At 67.2% G+C, this 18,890-nt stretch carries 15 protein-coding genes and 1 tRNA gene; 9 read left to right on the top strand and 7 right to left on the bottom strand.

Going from position 1 to position 18,890, the window contains the following annotated elements; translation table 11 throughout:
• Positions 1 to 14: 14 nt before the first annotated feature.
• Positions 15 to 2,756 (bottom strand): DNA polymerase I, encoded by a 2,742-nt coding sequence (gene polA / locus MSG_RS11320; RefSeq protein ID WP_096439650.1) that lies wholly within the window; start codon positions 2,754 to 2,756, stop codon positions 15 to 17.
• 77 nt (positions 2,757 to 2,833) lie between these two features.
• On the opposite strand from polA, the gene MSG_RS11315 reads away from it, so the two are divergent.
• The gene (locus MSG_RS11315; RefSeq protein ID WP_096439648.1) at positions 2,834 to 3,286 is read left to right on the top strand and encodes a Zn-ribbon domain-containing OB-fold protein; all 453 of its coding nucleotides are present in this window, start codon (positions 2,834 to 2,836) and stop codon (positions 3,284 to 3,286) included.
• Positions 3,283 to 4,485, top strand: coding sequence for a lipid-transfer protein (locus tag MSG_RS11310; RefSeq protein WP_096439646.1), 1,203 nt, complete (start codon positions 3,283 to 3,285; stop codon positions 4,483 to 4,485). Before MSG_RS11315 ends, MSG_RS11310 begins: the two co-directional genes overlap by 4 nt.
• 146 nt (positions 4,486 to 4,631) lie before the next feature.
• On the opposite strand, the gene MSG_RS11305 is transcribed toward MSG_RS11310, so the two are convergent.
• Entirely contained in the window at positions 4,632 to 5,258 is a 627-nt protein-coding gene (locus tag MSG_RS11305) for an ANTAR domain-containing response regulator (protein ID WP_096444366.1), read from the bottom strand.
• Between the two features lie 115 nt (positions 5,259 to 5,373).
• Between MSG_RS11305 and MSG_RS11300 the strand changes: the two genes are divergently transcribed.
• From MSG_RS11300 to cydC, 7 genes are all read left to right on the top strand, one after another.
• Positions 5,374 to 5,450, top strand: a tRNA-Leu gene (locus MSG_RS11300).
• Between the two features lie 516 nt (positions 5,451 to 5,966).
• On the top strand, positions 5,967 to 7,310 hold the full coding sequence (locus MSG_RS11295) for an adenylate/guanylate cyclase domain-containing protein (protein WP_096444364.1): 1,344 nt from the start codon (positions 5,967 to 5,969) through the stop codon (positions 7,308 to 7,310).
• 41 nt (positions 7,311 to 7,351) lie between these two features.
• Positions 7,352 to 7,927: an HdeD family acid-resistance protein gene (locus MSG_RS11290; protein WP_373421190.1), complete on the top strand. Its 576-nt coding sequence runs from the start codon at positions 7,352 to 7,354 to the stop codon at positions 7,925 to 7,927.
• 47 nt (positions 7,928 to 7,974) lie between these two features.
• On the top strand, positions 7,975 to 9,429 hold the full coding sequence (locus tag MSG_RS11285; RefSeq protein WP_096439642.1) for a cytochrome ubiquinol oxidase subunit I: 1,455 nt from the start codon (positions 7,975 to 7,977) through the stop codon (positions 9,427 to 9,429).
• A gap of 38 nt (positions 9,430 to 9,467) precedes the next feature.
• Complete coding sequence (cydB, locus tag MSG_RS11280) at positions 9,468 to 10,508, top strand: cytochrome d ubiquinol oxidase subunit II (RefSeq protein WP_096439640.1); 1,041 nt, start codon at positions 9,468 to 9,470, stop codon at positions 10,506 to 10,508.
• Positions 10,509 to 10,564: 56 nt separating this feature from the next.
• On the top strand, positions 10,565 to 12,178 hold the full coding sequence (gene cydD, locus MSG_RS11275; protein ID WP_096444362.1) for a thiol reductant ABC exporter subunit CydD: 1,614 nt from the start codon (positions 10,565 to 10,567) through the stop codon (positions 12,176 to 12,178).
• Complete coding sequence (gene cydC, locus MSG_RS11270; protein ID WP_096439638.1) at positions 12,165 to 13,865, top strand: thiol reductant ABC exporter subunit CydC; 1,701 nt, start codon at positions 12,165 to 12,167, stop codon at positions 13,863 to 13,865. The genes cydD and cydC overlap by 14 nt, the downstream gene beginning before the upstream one ends.
• On the opposite strand, the gene MSG_RS11265 is transcribed toward cydC, so the two are convergent.
• The 5 genes from MSG_RS11265 to MSG_RS11245 form a co-directional block, all read right to left on the bottom strand.
• Entirely contained in the window at positions 13,798 to 14,715 is a 918-nt protein-coding gene (locus tag MSG_RS11265) for an LLM class F420-dependent oxidoreductase (protein WP_096439636.1), read from the bottom strand. The two genes, cydC and MSG_RS11265, sit on opposite strands and share 68 nt — an antisense overlap.
• A gap of 166 nt (positions 14,716 to 14,881) precedes the next feature.
• Complete coding sequence (locus MSG_RS11260; protein WP_096439634.1) at positions 14,882 to 15,787, bottom strand: acyl-CoA thioesterase II; 906 nt, start codon at positions 15,785 to 15,787, stop codon at positions 14,882 to 14,884.
• 14 nt (positions 15,788 to 15,801) lie between these two features.
• Positions 15,802 to 17,220, bottom strand: coding sequence for a pyruvate kinase (gene pyk / locus MSG_RS11255; protein ID WP_096439632.1), 1,419 nt, complete (start codon positions 17,218 to 17,220; stop codon positions 15,802 to 15,804).
• A gap of 99 nt (positions 17,221 to 17,319) precedes the next feature.
• Positions 17,320 to 17,673: a DUF2752 domain-containing protein gene (locus MSG_RS11250; protein ID WP_308737784.1), complete on the bottom strand. Its 354-nt coding sequence runs from the start codon at positions 17,671 to 17,673 to the stop codon at positions 17,320 to 17,322.
• A gap of 79 nt (positions 17,674 to 17,752) precedes the next feature.
• Complete coding sequence (locus tag MSG_RS11245; protein WP_096439628.1) at positions 17,753 to 18,136, bottom strand: TM2 domain-containing protein; 384 nt, start codon at positions 18,134 to 18,136, stop codon at positions 17,753 to 17,755.
• Positions 18,137 to 18,890: the final 754 nt, after the last annotated feature.

The following is an 18,890-nucleotide window of genomic DNA, read 5'->3' as shown; positions in this document are numbered from 1 at the left end:
TACCACCCGATCGATTAGTGCGCCGCGTCGTCCCAGCTGTGGCCATAGCCCACCGAGACTTCGAGCGGGACGTCGAGGGGGTAGGCGCCGCCCATCTTCTCGCGCACCAGCGCTTCGAGCTTTTCGCGTTCGCCGGGGGCGACTTCGAACAGCAATTCATCGTGCACCTGCAGCAGCATGCGCGAGGTGAGCCCGGCCTCGGTAATCGCCTTGTCGACCTCGATCATCGCCACCTTGATGATGTCGGCCGCACTGCCCTGGATGGGCGCATTGAGCGCGGCTCGCTCCGCGGCCTCGCGGACGTTGCGGTTGCTGCTGTCCAACTCGGGCAGGTAACGCCGGCGGCCGAAAACCGTGGAGGTATACCCGTCCTTGCGGGCCTGCTCGACGACGTGGTGCAGGTAGTCGCGGATACCGCCGAACCGGGCGAAGTACTGGTCCATCTGCTCTTTGGCTTCTTCGGTGGAGATTTTCAGCTGGGCGGACAACCCGTAGGCGCTCAGACCATAGGCCAGGCCGTAGGACATCGCCTTGACCCGGCGGCGCAGCTCGGCAGTGACCTCCTCGATCGGCACGCCGAACGCCCGCGACGCGACGAACGAGTGCAGATCCTCGCCGGTGTTGAACGCCTCGATCAGACCTTCGTCTTTGGACAGATGCGCCATGATCCGCATCTCGATCTGGCTGTAGTCGGCGGTCATCAACTCGCCGTAGGCCCCCGACTCACCGGAGCCGACCACGAACGCGTCGCGGATCCGCCGGCCGGCCTCGGTGCGGATCGGGATGTTCTGCAGATTCGGCTCCGTGGACGACAACCGGCCGGTGGCCGCGATGGTCTGGTTGAACGTGGTGTGGATCCGTCCGTCGGAGGCCACGGAATTCAGCAGCCCGTCGACCGTCACCTTCAGCCGGGTGGCGTCGCGATGGGCGAGCAGGTGTTGCAGGAACGGGTGCCCGGTCTTGTCGAACAGCGACTGCAGGGCGTCGGCGTCGGTGGTGTACCCGGTCTTGGTGCGCTTGGTTTTCGGCATCTCCAGCTCGTCGAACAGCACCGTTTGCAACTGCTTTGGCGAGCCCAGGTTGATCTGTTTGCCGATCACCGCGTAGGCCGCCTCGGCCGCGTCGCGGATCTGGTCCGCGAAATCGCTTTGCAGCTCGGTCAGTTTCGGCACGTCCACGGCGATGCCGACGTGCTCGAGACCCGCCAGCACCCGCTGCACCGGCAACTCCATGCCGCTCAGCAGCGCCGTGGAGTTGATACGAGCCAGCTCCTCGTCCAGCGCGTCGGCAAGATCCAGCACCGCCACGGCCCGCAGGATCAGCGTCTGCACCGCCTGGTCGTCGACGCCATCGGAATCGTCGAGCAGCGAAAGTTGTTGCTGCTCAGGGCTTTCCGCGCGCAGCTCGCGGCGCAGATAGCGCAGCGACAGGTCGTCGAGGGAGAAGCTGCGCTGCCCCGGCCGCACCAGGTAGGCGGCCAGCGCGGTATCGGAGGTGATACCGGCTAGCGTCCAGCCGCGCCCCGCGAGGTCGTGCATGGCCAGCTTGGCTTCGTGCAGCGCCTTGGGCGGCCCGGTGTCGGCAAGCCAGGACGCCAGCGCGGCCTCGTCGTCGGGATCCAGCGCCGAGGTGTCGATGTAGCGGCCCTCGCCGTCGGCCGAGACAATCGCCAGCGCTGTGGCATCGGCGTCGTAGGCCAAATGGGTGCCGACCACGGCGAGGCCGAACCGTCGGCCCGAACTGTGCTCGGCCAGCCACACGGCCAACTCACCGGCCTCCAGCGCGCCGCCGCGCACGTCGAAGCCCTCGTCCACCTCGGGTTCGACGGCGGCGAGGGTGTCGAACAGCCGGTCGCGCAGCACCCGGAACTCCAGGTCGTCGAAGAGCCGGTGGATGTGGTCGCGATCCCAGGGCTGCATCCGCAGCGTGTCCGGGGTTTGCGCCAGCGGCACGTCCTTGACCAGTTCGGTGAGGTCCCGGTTGAGGACGACGCTGGCCACATGCGCGCGCAGCGCGTCGCCGACCTTCCCGCGCACCGAGTCGACATTGTCGACCAGCCCCTGCAGCGAGCCATACTCGACGATCCATTTCGAAGCGGTTTTCTCCCCCACCCCGGGGATACCGGGCAGGTTGTCGCTGGGATCGCCTCGCAGCGCGGCGAAGTCGGGATACTGCGTGGGCGTCAACCCGTACTTCTCGACGACGGCCTGCGGGGTGAAACGGGTCAGTTCGCTGACGCCCTTGCGCGGATACAGCACGGTCACGTCATCGCTGACCAGCTGCAGCGAGTCGCGGTCACCGGTGACCACCAGGACGCGATAGCCCTCCTTCTCGGCCTGAGTGGCCAGGGTGGCGATCAGGTCGTCGGCCTCGAACCCGGGCTCGGCCAGGACCGTGATGCCCAGCGCGTTCAGCACTTCCTTGGTGATGTCGATCTGGCCGTGAAATTCGTCGGGCGTCGCCGACCGGTTGGCCTTGTACTCGGGATAGCGCTCGGAGCGGAAGGTCTGGCGGGAGACGTCGAACGCCGCGGCGACGTGCGTCGGGGCCTCGTCGCGCAGCAGGTTGATCAGCATGGCGGTGAAGCCGTAGACCGCGTTGGTGGTCAGCCCGCTGCGGGTCTTGAAGTTCTCCGCCGGCAGCGCGTAGAACGCCCGGAAGGCCAGCGAATTGCCGTCCAGCAGCATCAGCGTCGGTTTCGTGTGTTCCTCGCTGGGAGCGGCGGTGGCGGCAGGCACGGCTCTCACTCTAGGCATCCGGTACGACGAGTGAGCCGCCCCCGCAGAACTGCAACACGTTTCAGTTTTGCGTTTCGGCTGGGTAGTCTGGCCGAGTGCCAGAGGTCACCAGTCAACAACCCGCGATCGGCGGCTGGTTCGCCGCCGACCCGACAGATCCAGCCGGAAATCCCCATCTGATCGGCAGCAAGTGCCCCGATTGCGGCACCTATGTGTTCCCGCCCCGAGAGAACAACTGCCCCAATCCAGCCTGCTCCAGCGACGCGCTGGAGTCCGTCGCGCTGTCGACCCGGGGAAAGTTGTGGAGTTACACCGAAAACCGCTACCCGCCGCCCGCGCCCTACCCGGCCGCGGACCCGTTCGAGCCGTTCGCGATCGCCGCGGTGGAGCTGGCCGACGAGGGAATCATCGTCCTGGGCAAGGTCGTCGAGGGCACGCTGGCCGCCGACCTGAAGGTCGGCATGGAGATGGAGCTGGCCACCATGACCCTGTTCACCGACGACGACGGCGTCGAGCGCATCGTGCACGCCTGGAAGGTCGCCTCATGAGTACTCCCGAACCGCTCTACATCCTCGGCGCGGGCATGCACCCCTGGGGCAAATGGGGCCGCGACTTCACCGAATACGGCGTTGTTGCCGCGCGCGCGGCGCTGGCCGAGGCCGGGCTGGACTGGCGCCAGATCCAGCTCGTCGCCGGCGCCGACACCATCCGCAACGGCTATCCCGGCTTCATCGCCGGGTCGACGTTCGCCCAGAAGCTCGGGTGGAACGGCGTTCCCGTCAGCTCCAGCTACGCCGCGTGTGCCAGCGGTTCGCAGGCGCTGCAGAGCGCCCGCGCGCACATCCTGGCCGGCTTCTGCGACGTGGCCCTGGTGATCGGCGCCGACACCACGCCGAAGGGCGCGTTCGCCCCGGTGGGCGGGGAACGCAAGAACGACCCGGACTGGCAGCGGTTCCACCTGATCGGCGCGATGAACCCGGTGTACTTCGCGCTGCTGGCGCGCCGCCGGATGGACCTCTACGGCGCGACGTCGGAAGACTTCGCCCAGGTCAAGGTCAAGAACTCCCAGCACGGGCTGCAGAACCCGAACGCCCGTTACCGCAAGGAATCCTCGGTCGAGGACGTGCTGGCCAGCCCGGTGGTGTCCGACCCGTTGCGCCAGCTCGACATCTGCGCCACCTCCGACGGGGCCGCGGCGCTGATCGTGGCCAGCGCCGATTTCGCGCGCAAGCATCTGGGCTCGCTCGACGGCGTGCCGTCGGTGCGTGCGGTCAGCACGGTCACGCCGCAATACCCGCAGCACCTGCCCGAATTGCCCGACATCGCAACGGATTCCACCGCCGTCGTGGCCGCCCCGGAGCGAGTGTTCAAGGACCAGATCCTCGACGCGGCCTACACCGAGGCCGGCATCGGGCCCGAAGACGTGAGCCTGGCGGAGGTCTACGACCTGTCCACCGCGCTGGAGCTCGACTGGTACGAGCACCTGGGGTTGTGCCCCAAGGGCGAGGCCGAGCAGCTGCTGCGCAGCGGTGCGACGACAATCGGCGGCAAGGTGCCGGTCAACGCGTCGGGCGGGCTGGCGTGCTTCGGCGAGGCCATTCCGGCGCAGGCGATCGCCCAGGTCTGCGAGCTGACCTGGCAGCTGCGCGGTCAGGCCACCGGCCGGCAGGTGGAAAACGCGACGGTCGGCGTGACGGCCAACCAGGGCCTGTTCGGCCACGGCTCGTCGGTGATCGTCGCGCGGTAGTCTTCCAGCGCGCCGCGCGTGCGCTGGCGGCTTCGCGCGTGCGTTGAACGCTTCGCGCGTGCACTCACGGCGTCGCGCGTGCCCTCAGGGCGGGATTCAGGCGGCGGTTTACCGGCCTGGACGCACACTCGACGGGCTGGGCGCCCTTACTCGACCTCGTCCTTGGGTTGATCACCGAGCGTCTCGAGGACGACTTCGGCCACCCGCTTCATCGTGGTCCGCCGGTCCATCGCGGCACGCTGGATCCACTTGAACGCCTCGGGCTCGGTCATGCCCTGCTTGGCCTGCAGCAGGCCCTTGGCGCGCTCGACGATCTTGCGGGTCTCCAGCCGCTCGGACAGCGTCTCGACCTCGTGTTCCAGCGCGCGGATCTCCCCGAACCGGCTGACGGCCAATTCGATCGCCGGGATCAAGTCGCTGACGGTGAAGGGTTTTACCAAGTAGGCCATCGCGCCGGCGTCGCGAGCCCGCTCGACGAGATCGCGCTGGCTGAAGGCGGTCAGCACCACGATCGGCGCGATCCGTTTGCTCGCGATCTCCGAGGCGGCGTCGATGCCGTCGCGTCGCGGCATCTTGACGTCCATGATCACCAGGTCCGGTGTGTGGAGTTCGGCTAATTCGACGGCTTCCTGTCCGTCGCTGGCCTCGCCGACGATCTCGTAACCCTCCTCTCGCAGCATCTCGGCAAGGTCCATGCGGATGAGCGCTTCGTCTTCCGCGATCAGAACCCGGCGCGGCGCGGCGGTATCGGTGTCGGTCGTGGGGCCTGTCATGACGGACATTCTTCCGTGAACCCCGTCGACCAGCCACGTCGGGGCGGTGAGAACGGGTGACGGCACCCATCCTCTAAGGTGGGAGGTTCGTTTAAGGTAGATCGCTGGACGAAACGCCCTCGTATCCCAACTGGCAGAGGAAACGGATTCAAAACCCGTGCAGTGTGAGTTCGAATCTCACCGAGGGCACCACGAAAGACCGACAGCCGCCCCGAGCGCGACCGGACCGTCCCAGTAGGCTGAGCACCCGCTGGAGGGTGCAGCGGGCGAGGGTGGGCAACATGGACGAGCCACAGCATGTGGTGATGCGACCGCAATCGAAGCGTTCCGCGGCGATGTGGAACTGGCGGCTCGAGATGGCGGCCAGCATGCCGTGCCGCACCGCGGAACGAACCAAAAAAACCCGGGCCGGCGGCCAGCCGCGCCGCGTGAGCCGTACCTCGCGCCGGGTTTCCGGCCCCGCACGCCGGCGCGAGGTACGGCTCACCAGGGGGTTCGTCGCGACCGTGCCACGCGGACATCGTCCGCTAAATATATTGCGCCACAAGAGGTTCGGGACAAGACATGGAACCCGCGCCGCCGTCAAGCGGTCGGCTCGACGATCCGGACCGCGGCAAAGCCGTCGACGCGCTGACGCTGCCGCAGCGGTTTGCTGGCAAATTCATCGCCACGCTGGGGAATCTTCCGGCAAGCGGTTACGCTTTTAGCGTGGTGGCTAGGAAATGCGGCGCCCCACCAAATCGACAGGATGGATCGTCGTCACGTCCGGACTGCAAGGCAGCGGTGCGGACGAAAAATCGCGCTCGCAATGACCACTACGCGGACAGTCACGCTCGCCGGATCCGAGTGCTCAACATCAACGCCCTGATGGGCGTGGCGGTCTGCCTGGTGTTCACCATCCTCGGCTTCTGGTCCGGGCCCGGGGCCCACCCCATCCAGGTGGTCAACCTGGTCACCGGCGGGATCTTCGCAATGGTCCCGTGGCTCAACCGATTCGGGGATTTGCTTGCGCCCCTTACCTTTATCTTCACCGCCTACACCGCGATCGTCGTGACCTGCTGGGACGTGGGCACGGGCGGGGGCGTGCAGTACTTCCTCGTCACCACCGCCAGCCTGGTGGTGTTGCAGCTCGGGATCGAGCGGATCGGGCTGGCGGCGTTGTTGGCCACGCTCGGCGTCGCGCTGGTGGTCATGCTGCAGTTCCTGGTTCCCCGCTCCACCGGGTTGGAGCCGCCGTGGGCGCTCACGATGAGCTTCGTCATCACCACCGCCGCGGCGTGCGCGATGGTGGTCGTGACGGTGTGGTTCGCCCTACGTGACACCGAACGCGCCGAGGCGGTCATGGAGGCCGAGTACGCGCGATCCGAGGCGCTGCTGGCCAACATGTTGCCTGCCAGCGTCGCCGACCGGCTCAAGGAACCCGAGCGCGACGTCATCGCCGACCGCTACGAAGAGGCCTCGGTGCTGTTCGCCGACATGGTCGGCTTCACCGAACGCGCCAGTTCCACCGCGCCGTGCGACCTGGTCAAGTTTTTGGACCGGCTCTACACCGCGTTCGACGAGTTGGCCGACAAACACGGGTTGGAGAAAATCAAGGTCAGCGGCGACTCGTACATGGTGGTCAGCGGCGTCCCGCGTCCACGGCCCGATCATGTGCAGGCATTGGCGGACTTCGCCCTCGACATGGTCGCCACTGCCGCCAAACTCGAAGATCCGCACGGTATTTCGGTGCCGCTGCGGATCGGCTTCGCGACCGGCACCGTCGTCGCCGGGGTGGTGGGTTCGCGTCGATTCTTCTACGACGTGTGGGGCGACGCGGTCAACGTTGCCGCGCGAATGGAATCGACCGACTCGGTAGGACAAATACAAGTGCCCGAGGACGTTTACGAGCGCCTCAAGGACGAGTTCGTCCTACAGGAACGCGGCCGCATCGAGGTCAAGGGCAAGGGCGTCATGCGCACTTGGTACCTCATCGGACGCAAGCCCGCCTCGGGCGACTCCGGCGATCACGTCGCCGAAGAATCACGCGCGGCGCATGGCGCCACGGTCTAAAGCCCCTATTCTCGGCTGCGCGGTTGTGTCACAGTGAGGTCATGCAGCCCACTCCTACTCCGAGCCTGTTGCCACATCTGTGGAAGTCCACCCTGATATCGGGAGTTCTGTCGCTGATCGTCGGCGTCGTCGTACTGGCGTGGCCGGGAATCTCCGTCCTCGCGGCCGCAGTCGCGTTCGGCGTCTACCTGCTGATCACCGGCGCCGCGCAGGTCGTATTCGCTTTCAGTCTGCACGTTTCGGCGGGAAGCCGGATCCTGCTGTTCGTCAGCGGAGCGGCGTCATTGATCCTCGCGGTGCTGGCATTCCGTCATTTCGGCAACGCAGTTTTGTTGTTGGCCATCTGGATCGGCATCGGGTTCATCTTCCGCGGCGTCGCCACAACGGTTTCCGCGATCCAGGATCCGAATCTGCCAGGGCGCGGCTGGTCGATTTTTCTCGGCGTGATCACTTTGCTTGCCGGCATCGTCGTCCTCGGATCGCCGTTGGCGTCGATCCTCACCCTGGCACTCGTCGCCGGCGTCTGGTTCGTCGTCATCGGCGCGTTCGAGATCGTGTCGTCGTTCGGTATCCGCAAAGCCTCCAAGGAGGTCGGGAATGGCGCCGGGCTCACATAACTACTACACTGTGTCGTAGGCACGCTTCAGTCATTGGGAGCTGACAGATGAATGTCGTCGACATATCGCGGTGGCAGTTCGGCATCACGACCGTCTACCACTTCATTTTTGTGCCACTGACGATCGGCTTGGCGCCGCTGATCGCGATCATGCAGACAGCGTGGGTGGCCACTGGTAACACCGCGTGGTATCGCCTGACCAAGTTCTTCGGCAAGCTGTTTCTGATCAACTTCGCCATCGGCGTCGCGACCGGGATCGTGCAGGAATTCCAGTTCGGCATGAACTGGAGCGAATATTCGCGGTTCGTCGGCGACATCTTCGGCGCCCCGCTGGCGATGGAGGGTCTGGCCGCCTTCTTCTTCGAGTCAACCTTCCTGGGGTTGTGGATCTTCGGCTGGAGCCGACTGCCGCGGCTGGTACACCTGGCCTGCATCTGGATCGTCGCCATCGCGGTCAACGTCTCCGCGTTTTTCATCATCTCGGCGAACTCGTTCATGCAGCATCCGGTCGGCGCGCGCTACAACCCGGTGACCCACCGCGCCGAGTTGACCAGCATCGGCGCGCTGCTGAGCAATAACACTGCGCGAGCAGCATTCTCACACGCTGTCTCGGGCTCGCTACTGACGGCGGGCACCTTCATCGCTGCCGTCAGCGCGTGGTGGCTCGTCCGGTCGCACCGTGCCACGGAGTCGGGCGGCGGCAACATCTTTCGGCCGGCCGCCGTCCTAGGGTGTTGGGTCGCGCTGATCGCCGCAGTCGGGCTGTTCTTCACCGGCGACCAGCAGGGCAAGCTGATGTTCCAGCAGCAGCCGATGAAGATGGCGTCGGCGGAATCGTTGTGCAACACCGAGACCGACCCCGACTTCTCCATCCTGACGGTCGGCACGCACAACAACTGCGACAGCATCACCCGCGCCATCGAAGTGCCCTACGTGTTGCCGTTTCTCGCCGAAAGCAAATTCAGCGGGGTGACGCTGCAGGGCGTGCGCAACATTCAACAGGACTACGAGCAGAGGTTCGGGCCAAATGACTACCGCCCCAACCTGTTCGTCACCTACTGGTCGTTTCGCGTGATGATCGGGCTACTGGCGGTCCCGGTGTTTTTCGCGCTGACCACGCTGTGGCTGACCCGCGGCGGCCGGACCCCCACTCAGCGCTGGTTCTCACTCGCGGCGCTACTGACCATTCCCACACCGTTTTTGGCGAACAGCGCCGGCTGGGTGTTCACCGAAATGGGCCGCCAACCCTGGATTGTCGCCCCCAACCCCACCGGTGACCAGCAGGTGCGGCTCACCGTCGCCCAGGGGGTTTCGGACCACGCGCCCGGCATTGTCGTTGTTTCGTTGGTGACATTCACCGCGGTCTACGCGGTGCTGGCGGTCATCTGGTTCTGGCTGCTCAAGCGTTACGTCGCCGAGGGGCCCCAGGAGCACGACGCGGAACCCGCCCCACCGCCCACACCCGGCGACGACGAGGTGGCACCGCTGTCGTTCGCCTACTGATGACGCGCGACGCGAACCGATCGGAAAGGAGCTAGGCCGTGGGGCTTCAAGAGTTGTGGTTCGGTGTGATCGCGGTGCTGTTCCTCAGCTTCTTCATTCTGGAGGGCTTCGATTTCGGCGTCGGCATGCTGATGGAACCGCTGGGACGCATCGGCAACGGCGACCCGGAGGACCGCCGGCGGACCGCGCTGAACACCATCGGCCCGGTGTGGGACGGCAACGAGGTCTGGCTGCTCACCGCCGGCGCGGGCATGTTCGCCGCGTTTCCCGGCTGGTATGCGACGGTGTTCTCCACGCTGTACCTGCCGCTGCTGGCGATCCTGTTCGGCATGATCGTGCGCGCGGTGGCGATCGAATGGCGCGGCAAGATCGACGACACGAAATGGCGAACGTTGGCCGACTTCGGCATTGCCGCCGGATCCTGGTTGCCCGCGGTGCTGTGGGGCGTGGCATTCGCGATCTTGGTCCGTGGACTGCCGGTTGATGCCGGCGGCCACATTCATCTGTCGATCGGCGACGTGCTCAACGTGTACACGCTGCTGGGCGGGGTGGCGACGGCCGGGCTGTTCCTGTTCTACGGTGCGGTCTTCGTCGCGCTGAAGACCTCCGGCCCGATCCGCGACGACTCCCACCGCGTGGCGGTGCGGCTCTCCCTGCCGGTGACGGGACTGGTTGGCGCCTTTGGGCTTTGGACGCAGCTTGCGCACGGCAAGGACTGGACCTGGCTGGTGCTGGGTGCGGCGGTGGTCGCGCAGCTCGCGGCGGTGGCGTTGGTGTGGCGACGCGCCTCCGACGGCTGGGCGTTCCTGTGCACCGCGGTGGTGGTGGCTTCCGTGGTGATTTTGTTGTTCGGCTCGCTGTACCCGAACCTGGTGCCGTCGACGCTGAACGCACAGTGGAACGTCACCATCTACAATGCCTCCTCGACGCCGTACACGCTCAAGATCATGACGTGGGTGACCGTGTTCCTCGCCCCGCTGACGGTGGTCTACCAGGCCTGGACGTATTGGGTGTTCCGGCAGCGGATCTCGTCCGAGCAGATACCGCCATCCATCGGGCTGGCGAGGCATCCGTCCTGAGCGCACCAAGTTCGCGCGCTCCGCTGGACCCGCGCCTGTGGCGGGCATCGTCGGCGCTGCGCCGGTATCTGACCGTGGCGGTGGGTTGCGGGGTGGTCATCTCCGGGTCTGCGATCGCCTCGGCGGTGGTGCTGGCGAGCCTCGTCGCCCGCGTCATCACCGACCCGTCCGCGCGCAGCCTGCGCGGCTGGCTGGCGCCGCTGTCAATTGTGTTGGCGCTGTGGGTTGTCCGCACGTTGACCCAGTGGCTGCAGGCGCGAACGGGTCAGCGCGGCGCCAACGCGATCATCGCCGATCTCAACGATCAGGTGCTGAATGCCGTGACCGCCCGCCAGCCCCACGAACTCGCGACCCAGCGTGACGCGGCCGCGGTGGTGGTCACCCGCGGGCTCGATGACCTGCGGCCCTATTTCACCGGGTATCTGCCCACCTTGCTGCTGGCCGCCATACTGACGCCGGCCACGGTGGCTGTCATCGCGTGCTACGACCTGAGATCCACGATCGTCGTGCTGATCACGTTGCCCCTGATTCCCATCTTCATGGTGCTGATCGGGCTGGTGACGGCCGACCGGTCCGCGGCCGCGCTGGCCGCCATGACGACCTTGCAGGGGCGGCTGCTGGATTTGATCGCCGGTATCCCCACCCTGCGCGCGCTGGGCCGCGCATCGGGACCGGAACACCGCATCGCCGAACTCGCTGCGGCGCACCGGCGTTCGGCGATGGCGACGCTGCGCATCGCCTTTCTGTCGGCGCTGGTGCTCGAATTGCTGGCCACGCTCGGCGTGGCCCTGGTCGCGGTCAGCATCGGGCTGCGCCTGGTGTTCGGCGAGATGACCCTGGCCGCCGGCCTCACCGTATTGCTGCTGGCCCCCGACGTGTACTGGCCGTTGCGCCGCATCGGCGTCGCGTTCCACGCCGCCCAGGACGGCAGAACCGCCGCGGACAAGGCGTTCGCGCTCATCGGCGAGCCGACCGATGACAGGGCCAGGATCCGAACGGTCGCGGCGCGGGGTGCAGCGATCGGGTTGGAGCAACTCAACGTGGCCGTGCGGGAAGGTAATTCGCCCTGCGATCTCACCGCGGTTCTCGAACCCGGTCGGGTGACCGTGCTGACCGGACGAAACGGCGCCGGCAAGAGCACGGCTCTGCAGGCGATCGCCGGGCTGACGGTGCCGTCGTCGGGCCGGGTCAGTGTGGCCGGCATCGACGTCACGCAGCTGGACCTGCCCGTCTGGTGGCGACAACTGTCGTGGTTACCGCAGCGCCCGGTGCTGATTCCGGGGACCGTGCTGGACAACCTGACATTGTTCGGTCCGTTGGATGACATCGAAAAGGCCTGCGCCGATGCGGGTTTCGATAGCGTGTTGGCCGATCTGCCCGACGGACTGCAGACCGTGCTCGGACGCGGAGGCGTTGGCTTGTCACTGGGACAGCGGCAACGGCTGGGACTGGCCCGAGCGCTCGGGTCGAGGGCCGCAGTGCTGCTACTCGACGAACCCACCGCGCACCTGGACGCCGCGACCGAGGAGCGGGCGCTCCGCGCCATCGTCGAGCGCGCCCGCGCCGGCGCGACCGTGGTGATGGTCGGCCACCGGGAACCCGTGCTGGCCATCGGTGACCGCGTCGTCGAAGTGGCCTCGGACAATCGGGCGCGCTATGCACCGGTCTGATCCGCTCCGCCTGGCCGCCAGCCTGCTGCGCCCGCGACTGTCTCGCGTCCTGGCGGCCATCGCTCTGGGGGTGTTGTCGCTGGGCAGTGCGCTGGCGCTGGCCGGACTTTCGGCGTGGCTGATCACGCGGGCCTGGCAGATGCCGCCCGTGCTGGATCTGTCCGTCGCGGTCGTCGCGGTCCGCACCTTCGCAATCTCGCGCGCCGTCCTGCACTACTGCGAGCGGCTGGCCACCCACGACACCGCACTGCGCGCGGCCGGCAACGGGCGGGTGCAGATCTATCGGCGACTGGCCCACGGCCCCGCGACCGCCGCGGTCCGGCTGCACAGCGGCGAACTGGTGGCGCGCGTGGGTACCGATGTCGACGAACTGGCCGAGGTGCTGGTGCGCGCCGTGGTACCCATCGGTGTCGCGGCCGTGCTGGCGCTGGCCGCGACACTGACCGTCGCCGCCATTTCGGTTCCCGCCGGCGTGGTGCTGGCGGCCTGCCTGCTGTTGGCCGGGGTCGCGGCACCCTGGCTCGCCGGCAAGGCGGCCGCGGCGCAGGAAGAACTTGCCCGCCAACACCATTCCGATCGCGACATCTCGGCCATGCTGGCGCTCGAGCACGCGCCGGAGCTTCGGGTCGCGGGCACGCTGCCCGGCGTCATCGCCGAATCGCGACGACGGCAGCACGCGTGGAGCGACGCACTGGACGCCGCCGCCAGGCCGGCCGCGGCGGCCGAGGCGATGCCCACCGCGGCGATCGGGGTTAGCGTGCTCGGCGCGGTGGTGGCCGGGATCACGTTGGCACCCACGGTCGCGCCCACCACGCTGGCCGTCCTGATGCTGTTGCCGCTCTCGGCATTCGAGGCGATCACCCCGCTACCGGCGGCGGCCGTGCAGTTGGTGCGCTCACGGATCGCGGCGCGCCGCTTGCTCGACCTGATCCCGCAGCGCGCGGCCGATACGCCGAGGCCGCTGTCGACTCGACCGATCGGGATGGCGGGCCGATTGACCGCCGACGTGTGCGCGGGGCACCCGGCGAGGCCGTCGCACCGCGTGCAGCTGGACCTCGAACCGGGGTCCCGGCTGGTGGTCACCGGGACCAGCGGCTCGGGTAAGACGACCCTGCTGATGACGCTGGCCGGATTGGTGGCGCCGTTGGACGGGCGGGTGCTGCTCGATGGACACCAGCTCGACGAGTTCGACGACGACGAATTGCACCGGGCTGTCGGCTTTTTCGCCGAGGACGCACACGTCTTTGCGACCACGCTCCGGGACAACCTCCTGGTCGCGCGCGGCGACTGCGACGACGACGGACTGACCGCCGCCCTGGACGCCGTCGGTCTCGGCCCGTGGCTCGCCGGCCTGCCCGACGGTCTGTCCACGGTGCTGGCGGGCGGCGCGCAAGCGGTCTCGGCGGGCCAACGCCGCCGCCTGCTGTTGGCCAGGGCGGTCATCTCCCCCGCTCGCGTGGTGCTGCTCGACGAGCCGACCGAGCACCTCGACGCGAGCGACGCCGAGCAGATCCTGCGTGATCTGTTGGGCCAGGGCGCCGGATTGATGTCCAGGGACCGGACCGTCGTGGTGGCTACCCACCACCTGCCCAGCGGAATCGATTGTCGAGAACAGCGCCTTACAGCGCGGCGGCCACTTCCCAGAGCGCTTCTCGGTCAACCGATTCCGAGCGGTCCACCGGGCTGATAACAACGTCCGTCGCGCCCGCATCCAAATAGCGGCGCAGCTGCCGCAGGACCGATTCCGGCGTTCCGATCGCGGCGAGGTCGGCGAGGTTGTCGACGCCCTCGCGAGCGATGACATTCCGATACGACGGGATGGTCTGGTAAAAGCTCAACCGCTCGCCGGCAGTCGCGCGCGCGGCGTCGACTTCGTCCGACACCAAGACGGGAACGGCGGCGATGATCCGCGGCGACGGGCGGCCGGCATCAGCGGCCGCCCTGGCGATCGCCGGTGCGATGAATTCGCCGATCGTGCGGGGCCCGGCGAGGTAGGGCAGCGTGCCGTCGGCGAGCTCGCCCGTGACGCGCAACGCCTTGGGCCCCATCGCGGCCACATACACCGGCACGGGCGTGCCGCCGGCCACCGCCACCGGAAACGTGGGGCCTGCGCTCAGCTCGGTCCCGTGGAAGTCGACGCTGCCGGTGTCGAACACGGCGCGCAGGATCGTGAGGTGTTCGCGCAACCGCTGGATCGTGTTCGACCAGTCGATGCCGAACGTCTGGCGTTCGATCGCTCGGGCGCCCAGGCCGAGGCCGAGGCTGAAGTTGCCGTGCGAGGCGGCCTGGGCGGTCTGCGCCAACGAGGCGACGATGAGCGGATGGCGCGGGTTGATCGGCACCACCGAGGTGCCCACCCCCAGTCCGGGCACCGCGGCTCCGACGAGGCCTGCCAGCGCGATCGCGTCGTAATGAGCCTGCTGGGCCAGCCAGATCTGGCGGACGCCGAGCTCGTGTGCGCGCTGGGCTTGTTCGATCGTGTCGTCGACGAGATTGGGGGCAGTCGGGCTGGGACTGATGATGATTCCGGTAGGCACGCCGGTGTCAACGCGCCGCGATCGGTGGACATTCCTATCAAATCTCCCTGACCGGAAAAACTCCGAGGTGACGCCGGCTCGGCATGAATTCCGGTGCCAGCAGGACGAATACGCGAGGCAGAGCGAAACGCGTTGCGCGCCAGTATCTTAGCGGCGGTGATCGCGCCTAGCGGCGCGAGGGCGGAAAGTATTTCACCAGGGCGTCTTGCGTCACCGTGGCGATGACTTGCCCGGAGCGGTCGAAGAAGTGACCGGTGCCCAGGCCGCGCGAATCGACGGCTACCGGTGACGATGTCGAATACAAGACCCACTCGTTGAAGTTGACCGGCCGGTGAAACCAGATGGAATGGTTCGCGGACGCGGCGAAAATCCGGTCGTAGCCCCACGACAGCCCGTGGGTGGTGATGATCGAGTCCAGCAGCGTGGTATCCGACGAGTACACCATGGCCGCCGTGTGCAGCACGGGATCGTCGGGCAGCTGACCGAGCGCCTTGACCCAGACCCGGTTGTACGGCAACCGTCCACCCTTGTCCCGCATCACCCAGGCCGGATCGTTGGTGTAGCGCCACTCGATCGGTTGCAGCGCGTTGACGAAGTGCGGGACGGTGTCCTCATAACCGCGCAGCAGCTCGGAGATCGGCGGCTGGGTGTGGGGTTGCTCGACCGGCGGCGGCTGGATCGCATGCTCGAGGCCGCTGCCGCCGGACATGTACGCAACCATCGCCGAGGACAACAGCACGCCGTCCTGCACCGCGTCGACGCGCCGATTGGCGAAGCGTCGCTCCTCGCGCAGCCGAACGACGTGGAATTCGATGTCCTTGTCGATATCACCGCCATTGATGAAGTGCACGGTGAGCGCGCTGGGCGGTATGTCCGGGTGAACCAAGGTGCGGCTGCTGGCGACGAACGACTGCGCCATGAGCTGCCCACCGAAGGTTCGCATCGGGTTTTTGCTCGGGTGGGAACCGATGAACAGATCCTCGCCGATACGGTTGAGGTCCAGCACCGCCAGCAGTTCGTCGAAGTCAGCCGTCGATTGTTGCGGAACGTTCGGCTGATCGCCGGGCGGCACGGGCTCTCCTTGGGTTACAGGTCGTCCTCCCCGATCCGATGGACGTGGATCAGGTTGGTTGACCCTACTGTGCCAGGCGGTGCTCCCGCGACAATCACCACCAGGTCGCCCCGCTTGTAGCGACCCAGCTCAAGCAGCGATTTGTCGGCCTGGCGGATCATCTCGTCGGTGGAGTCCATGATCGGCACGATGAAGGTCTCGGTCCCCCACGTCATGGCCAGTTGGCTGCGCACCTCGGGCCACGCGGTGAACGCGAGCAGCGGCAGCGGCGTGTGCAGCCGCGCCAGCCGCTTCACGGTGTCACCGGACTGGGTGAATGCGACCAGCGCCTTGGCGTCCAGCCGCTCACCGATGTCGCGGGCGGCATAGGAGATGACGCCCCGCTTGGTGCGCGGCACGTGGGTCAACGGCGGAGCCGCCGTGGAGTTGTCCTCGACCGCCGTCACAATGCGCGCCATGGTGCGGACCGCGGCCAGCGGGTACTTGCCGACCGAGGTTTCCCCGGACAGCATCACGGCGTCGGCGCCGTCGAGCACGGCGTTGGCGACGTCGGAGGCCTCGGCCCGGGTGGGCCGCGAACTGTCGATCATCGACTCGAGCATCTGGGTTGCCACGATGACGGGTTTCGCGTTCTCCCGGGCCATCTGGATGGCCCGCTTTTGCACCAGCGGAACCTCTTCCAGCGGCAGCTCTACGCCCAGATCGCCGCGGGCCACCATGATGGCATCGAATGCCAGCACAATCGCTTCGAGGTTGTCGATCGCTTCCGGCTTCTCCAACTTGGCGATCACCGGCACCCGTCGGCCCACCCGGTCCATCACCTCGTGCACCAGCTCGACGTCCGACGGCGAGCGCACGAACGACAGCGCCACCAGGTCGACGCCGAGTCCCAGAGCGAAGGTGAGATCCTCAATGTCCTTGTCCGACAAGGGCGGTGCCGAAACATTCATGCCGGGCAACGACATGCCCTTGTTGTTGCTGACCGGGCCGCCCTCGACGACCGTGCAGATCACGTCGTCGCCGTCGATGCCCTCGACCACCAAGCCGACCTTGCCGTCGTCGACCAGCACCCGATCGCCCACCATCGCATCCGCGGCCAGCCGCTTGTACGTGGTCGACACCCGGTCGTGGGTGCCTTCGCAGTCGGCGACGGTGATCCGGACCGATTCGCCGTCGGCCCAGAAGGTGGACCCGGTGCCGAAACGCCCCAGCCGGATCTTGGGACCTTGTAGATCGGCGAGCACGCCCACGGCGCGCCCGGTGGCGTCCGACGCGGCGCGAATCCGGTCGTACGCGGCCTTGTGGTCGCCGTAGTCGCCGTGACTGAAGTTGAGGCGGGCGACGTCCATCCCCGCCTCAACCAGGGCCAAAATCGACTCGTCCGACGCAGTCGCAGGGCCAATGGTGCAGACGATCTTCCCGCGTCTAGTCACGCCGAATCAGCATAGTCGTGCTGTTCGAGATCGGGGTGACTCGAAGGTGGCCAGGCATTGAGCCGTCTGGGAAATTCGGCCGCGGCCGATGACCGGCGGCTAGCCACTCAGGACCGTCGGAATCAACGGAAACCCGGGGAGATTTCGTACCACCGTCCATGTGATCGTGACGACGACAAGCGTAAGCACCGCCGCCAGCGGCAGTGATCGCCGGCCGTTGCGCCGCCGCATCACCAACAACCCGGCCAGCAACGGGATGCCGACGAGCGCAAAGACGTTGTCGTTGATGCTGGCCAGCAGGTCGCCATGGAGCACGTCGTAGGTCATTCGGAGGCCGCCGCAGAAGGGGCAATTCCAGCCGGTCAACAACTTGAAGGGGCACGGCGGGTACGTCGAATGCGGGTCATGCGGGTTCGCGAAGCGGATGTAACCGAGAACGCCTGTCAGTAACACCCCGGCGCCGACTGCGGCGGGAGCGCGATGGCGGTGCGAGTCACGATGATCACACCCCGTGGCGGTCTCGACGCCCGAATTACGTTCCATCACGCAGCGGCCGCCCCTGCGGGTCATTGACATTGCCGACCAATATCAGCACCCCGTCCACGATGCTCCAGATCAGGCCGACTCCACACAGGCCCGTGAGCAGCTGCGCGACGCCGATGCCGGTATCGCCGATGTAGAACCGACCGATGCCGCCGATCCCGACCAGGGCCAGCAGCTCCAACAGCCCCGCCGTGAGCTTCGATTTGTCAGAGTAGGGCTGCCCGGTCACGGGATGGCGACCATAAGGCGCGGACGGGTCGAAGTGCGGCCCGGCAGCGGGGTATTGCGGATACGGCGGGTTTTGCGGCGGATATCCCGGCGGTGGGGATTGCGGGCCCGGTTCCGCGGGGTCGTGCCACGACGGTTCTGTCACACGTTCAGCATGCCAGATGCGGCGTCTTTTGCCGCGCCCTCTGCGGCGGGCAAGCGCTGGGCCCTAGCCGCGATTCCTGCGCCGCAATGGCCAGCGTCTGCGGGGTTTCGTATCGTCGTCGCCGGCGGCTTGCGGCGCGGCGGCTTGTTCCGGCGTCGTGTCGCTCTCCGTGCCGGCCTCTTCGGGTTCTTCGACGACGGCCGCATCCTCGGTCTCGACGTCGGCAGACGCGGGCTCTTCGGTGGGGGCGGCGTGCTCGTCGGGCGGCTCATCGCCTTCGGGTTCTACGGTCTCGGCCTCGTCGGTCTCGGCTTCGGACTCCTCGGCCTCAGCAACCTCCGATTCGGAATCGGGCTCCTCGACCTCAGCCTCGGACACTACCGGCTCGACCTCGCCAGTCTCGGCCCCGGACTCCTCGGCCTCAGCAACCTCCGATTCGGAATCGGGCTCCTCGACCTCAGCCTCGGACACTACCGGCTCGACCTCGCCAGTCTCGGCCCCGGACTCCTCGGCCTCAGCAACCTCCGATTCGGAATCGGGCTCCTCGACCTCAGCCTCGGACACTACCGGCTCGACCTCGCCAGTCTCGGCCCCGAACTCCTCGGCCTCAGCAACCTCCGATTCGGAATCGGGCTCCTCGACCTCAGCCTCGGACACTACCGGCTCGACCTCGCCAGTCTCGGCCCCGAACTCCTCGGCCTCAGCAACCTCCGATTCGGAATCGGGCTCCTCGACCTCAGCCTCGGACACTACC

Origin of the sequence: Mycobacterium shigaense (genome assembly GCF_002356315.1) — a bacterium.
Classification (GTDB): Bacteria; Actinomycetota; Actinomycetes; order Mycobacteriales; family Mycobacteriaceae; genus Mycobacterium; species Mycobacterium shigaense.
This window is presented reverse-complemented; position numbering and strand designations above follow the sequence as displayed.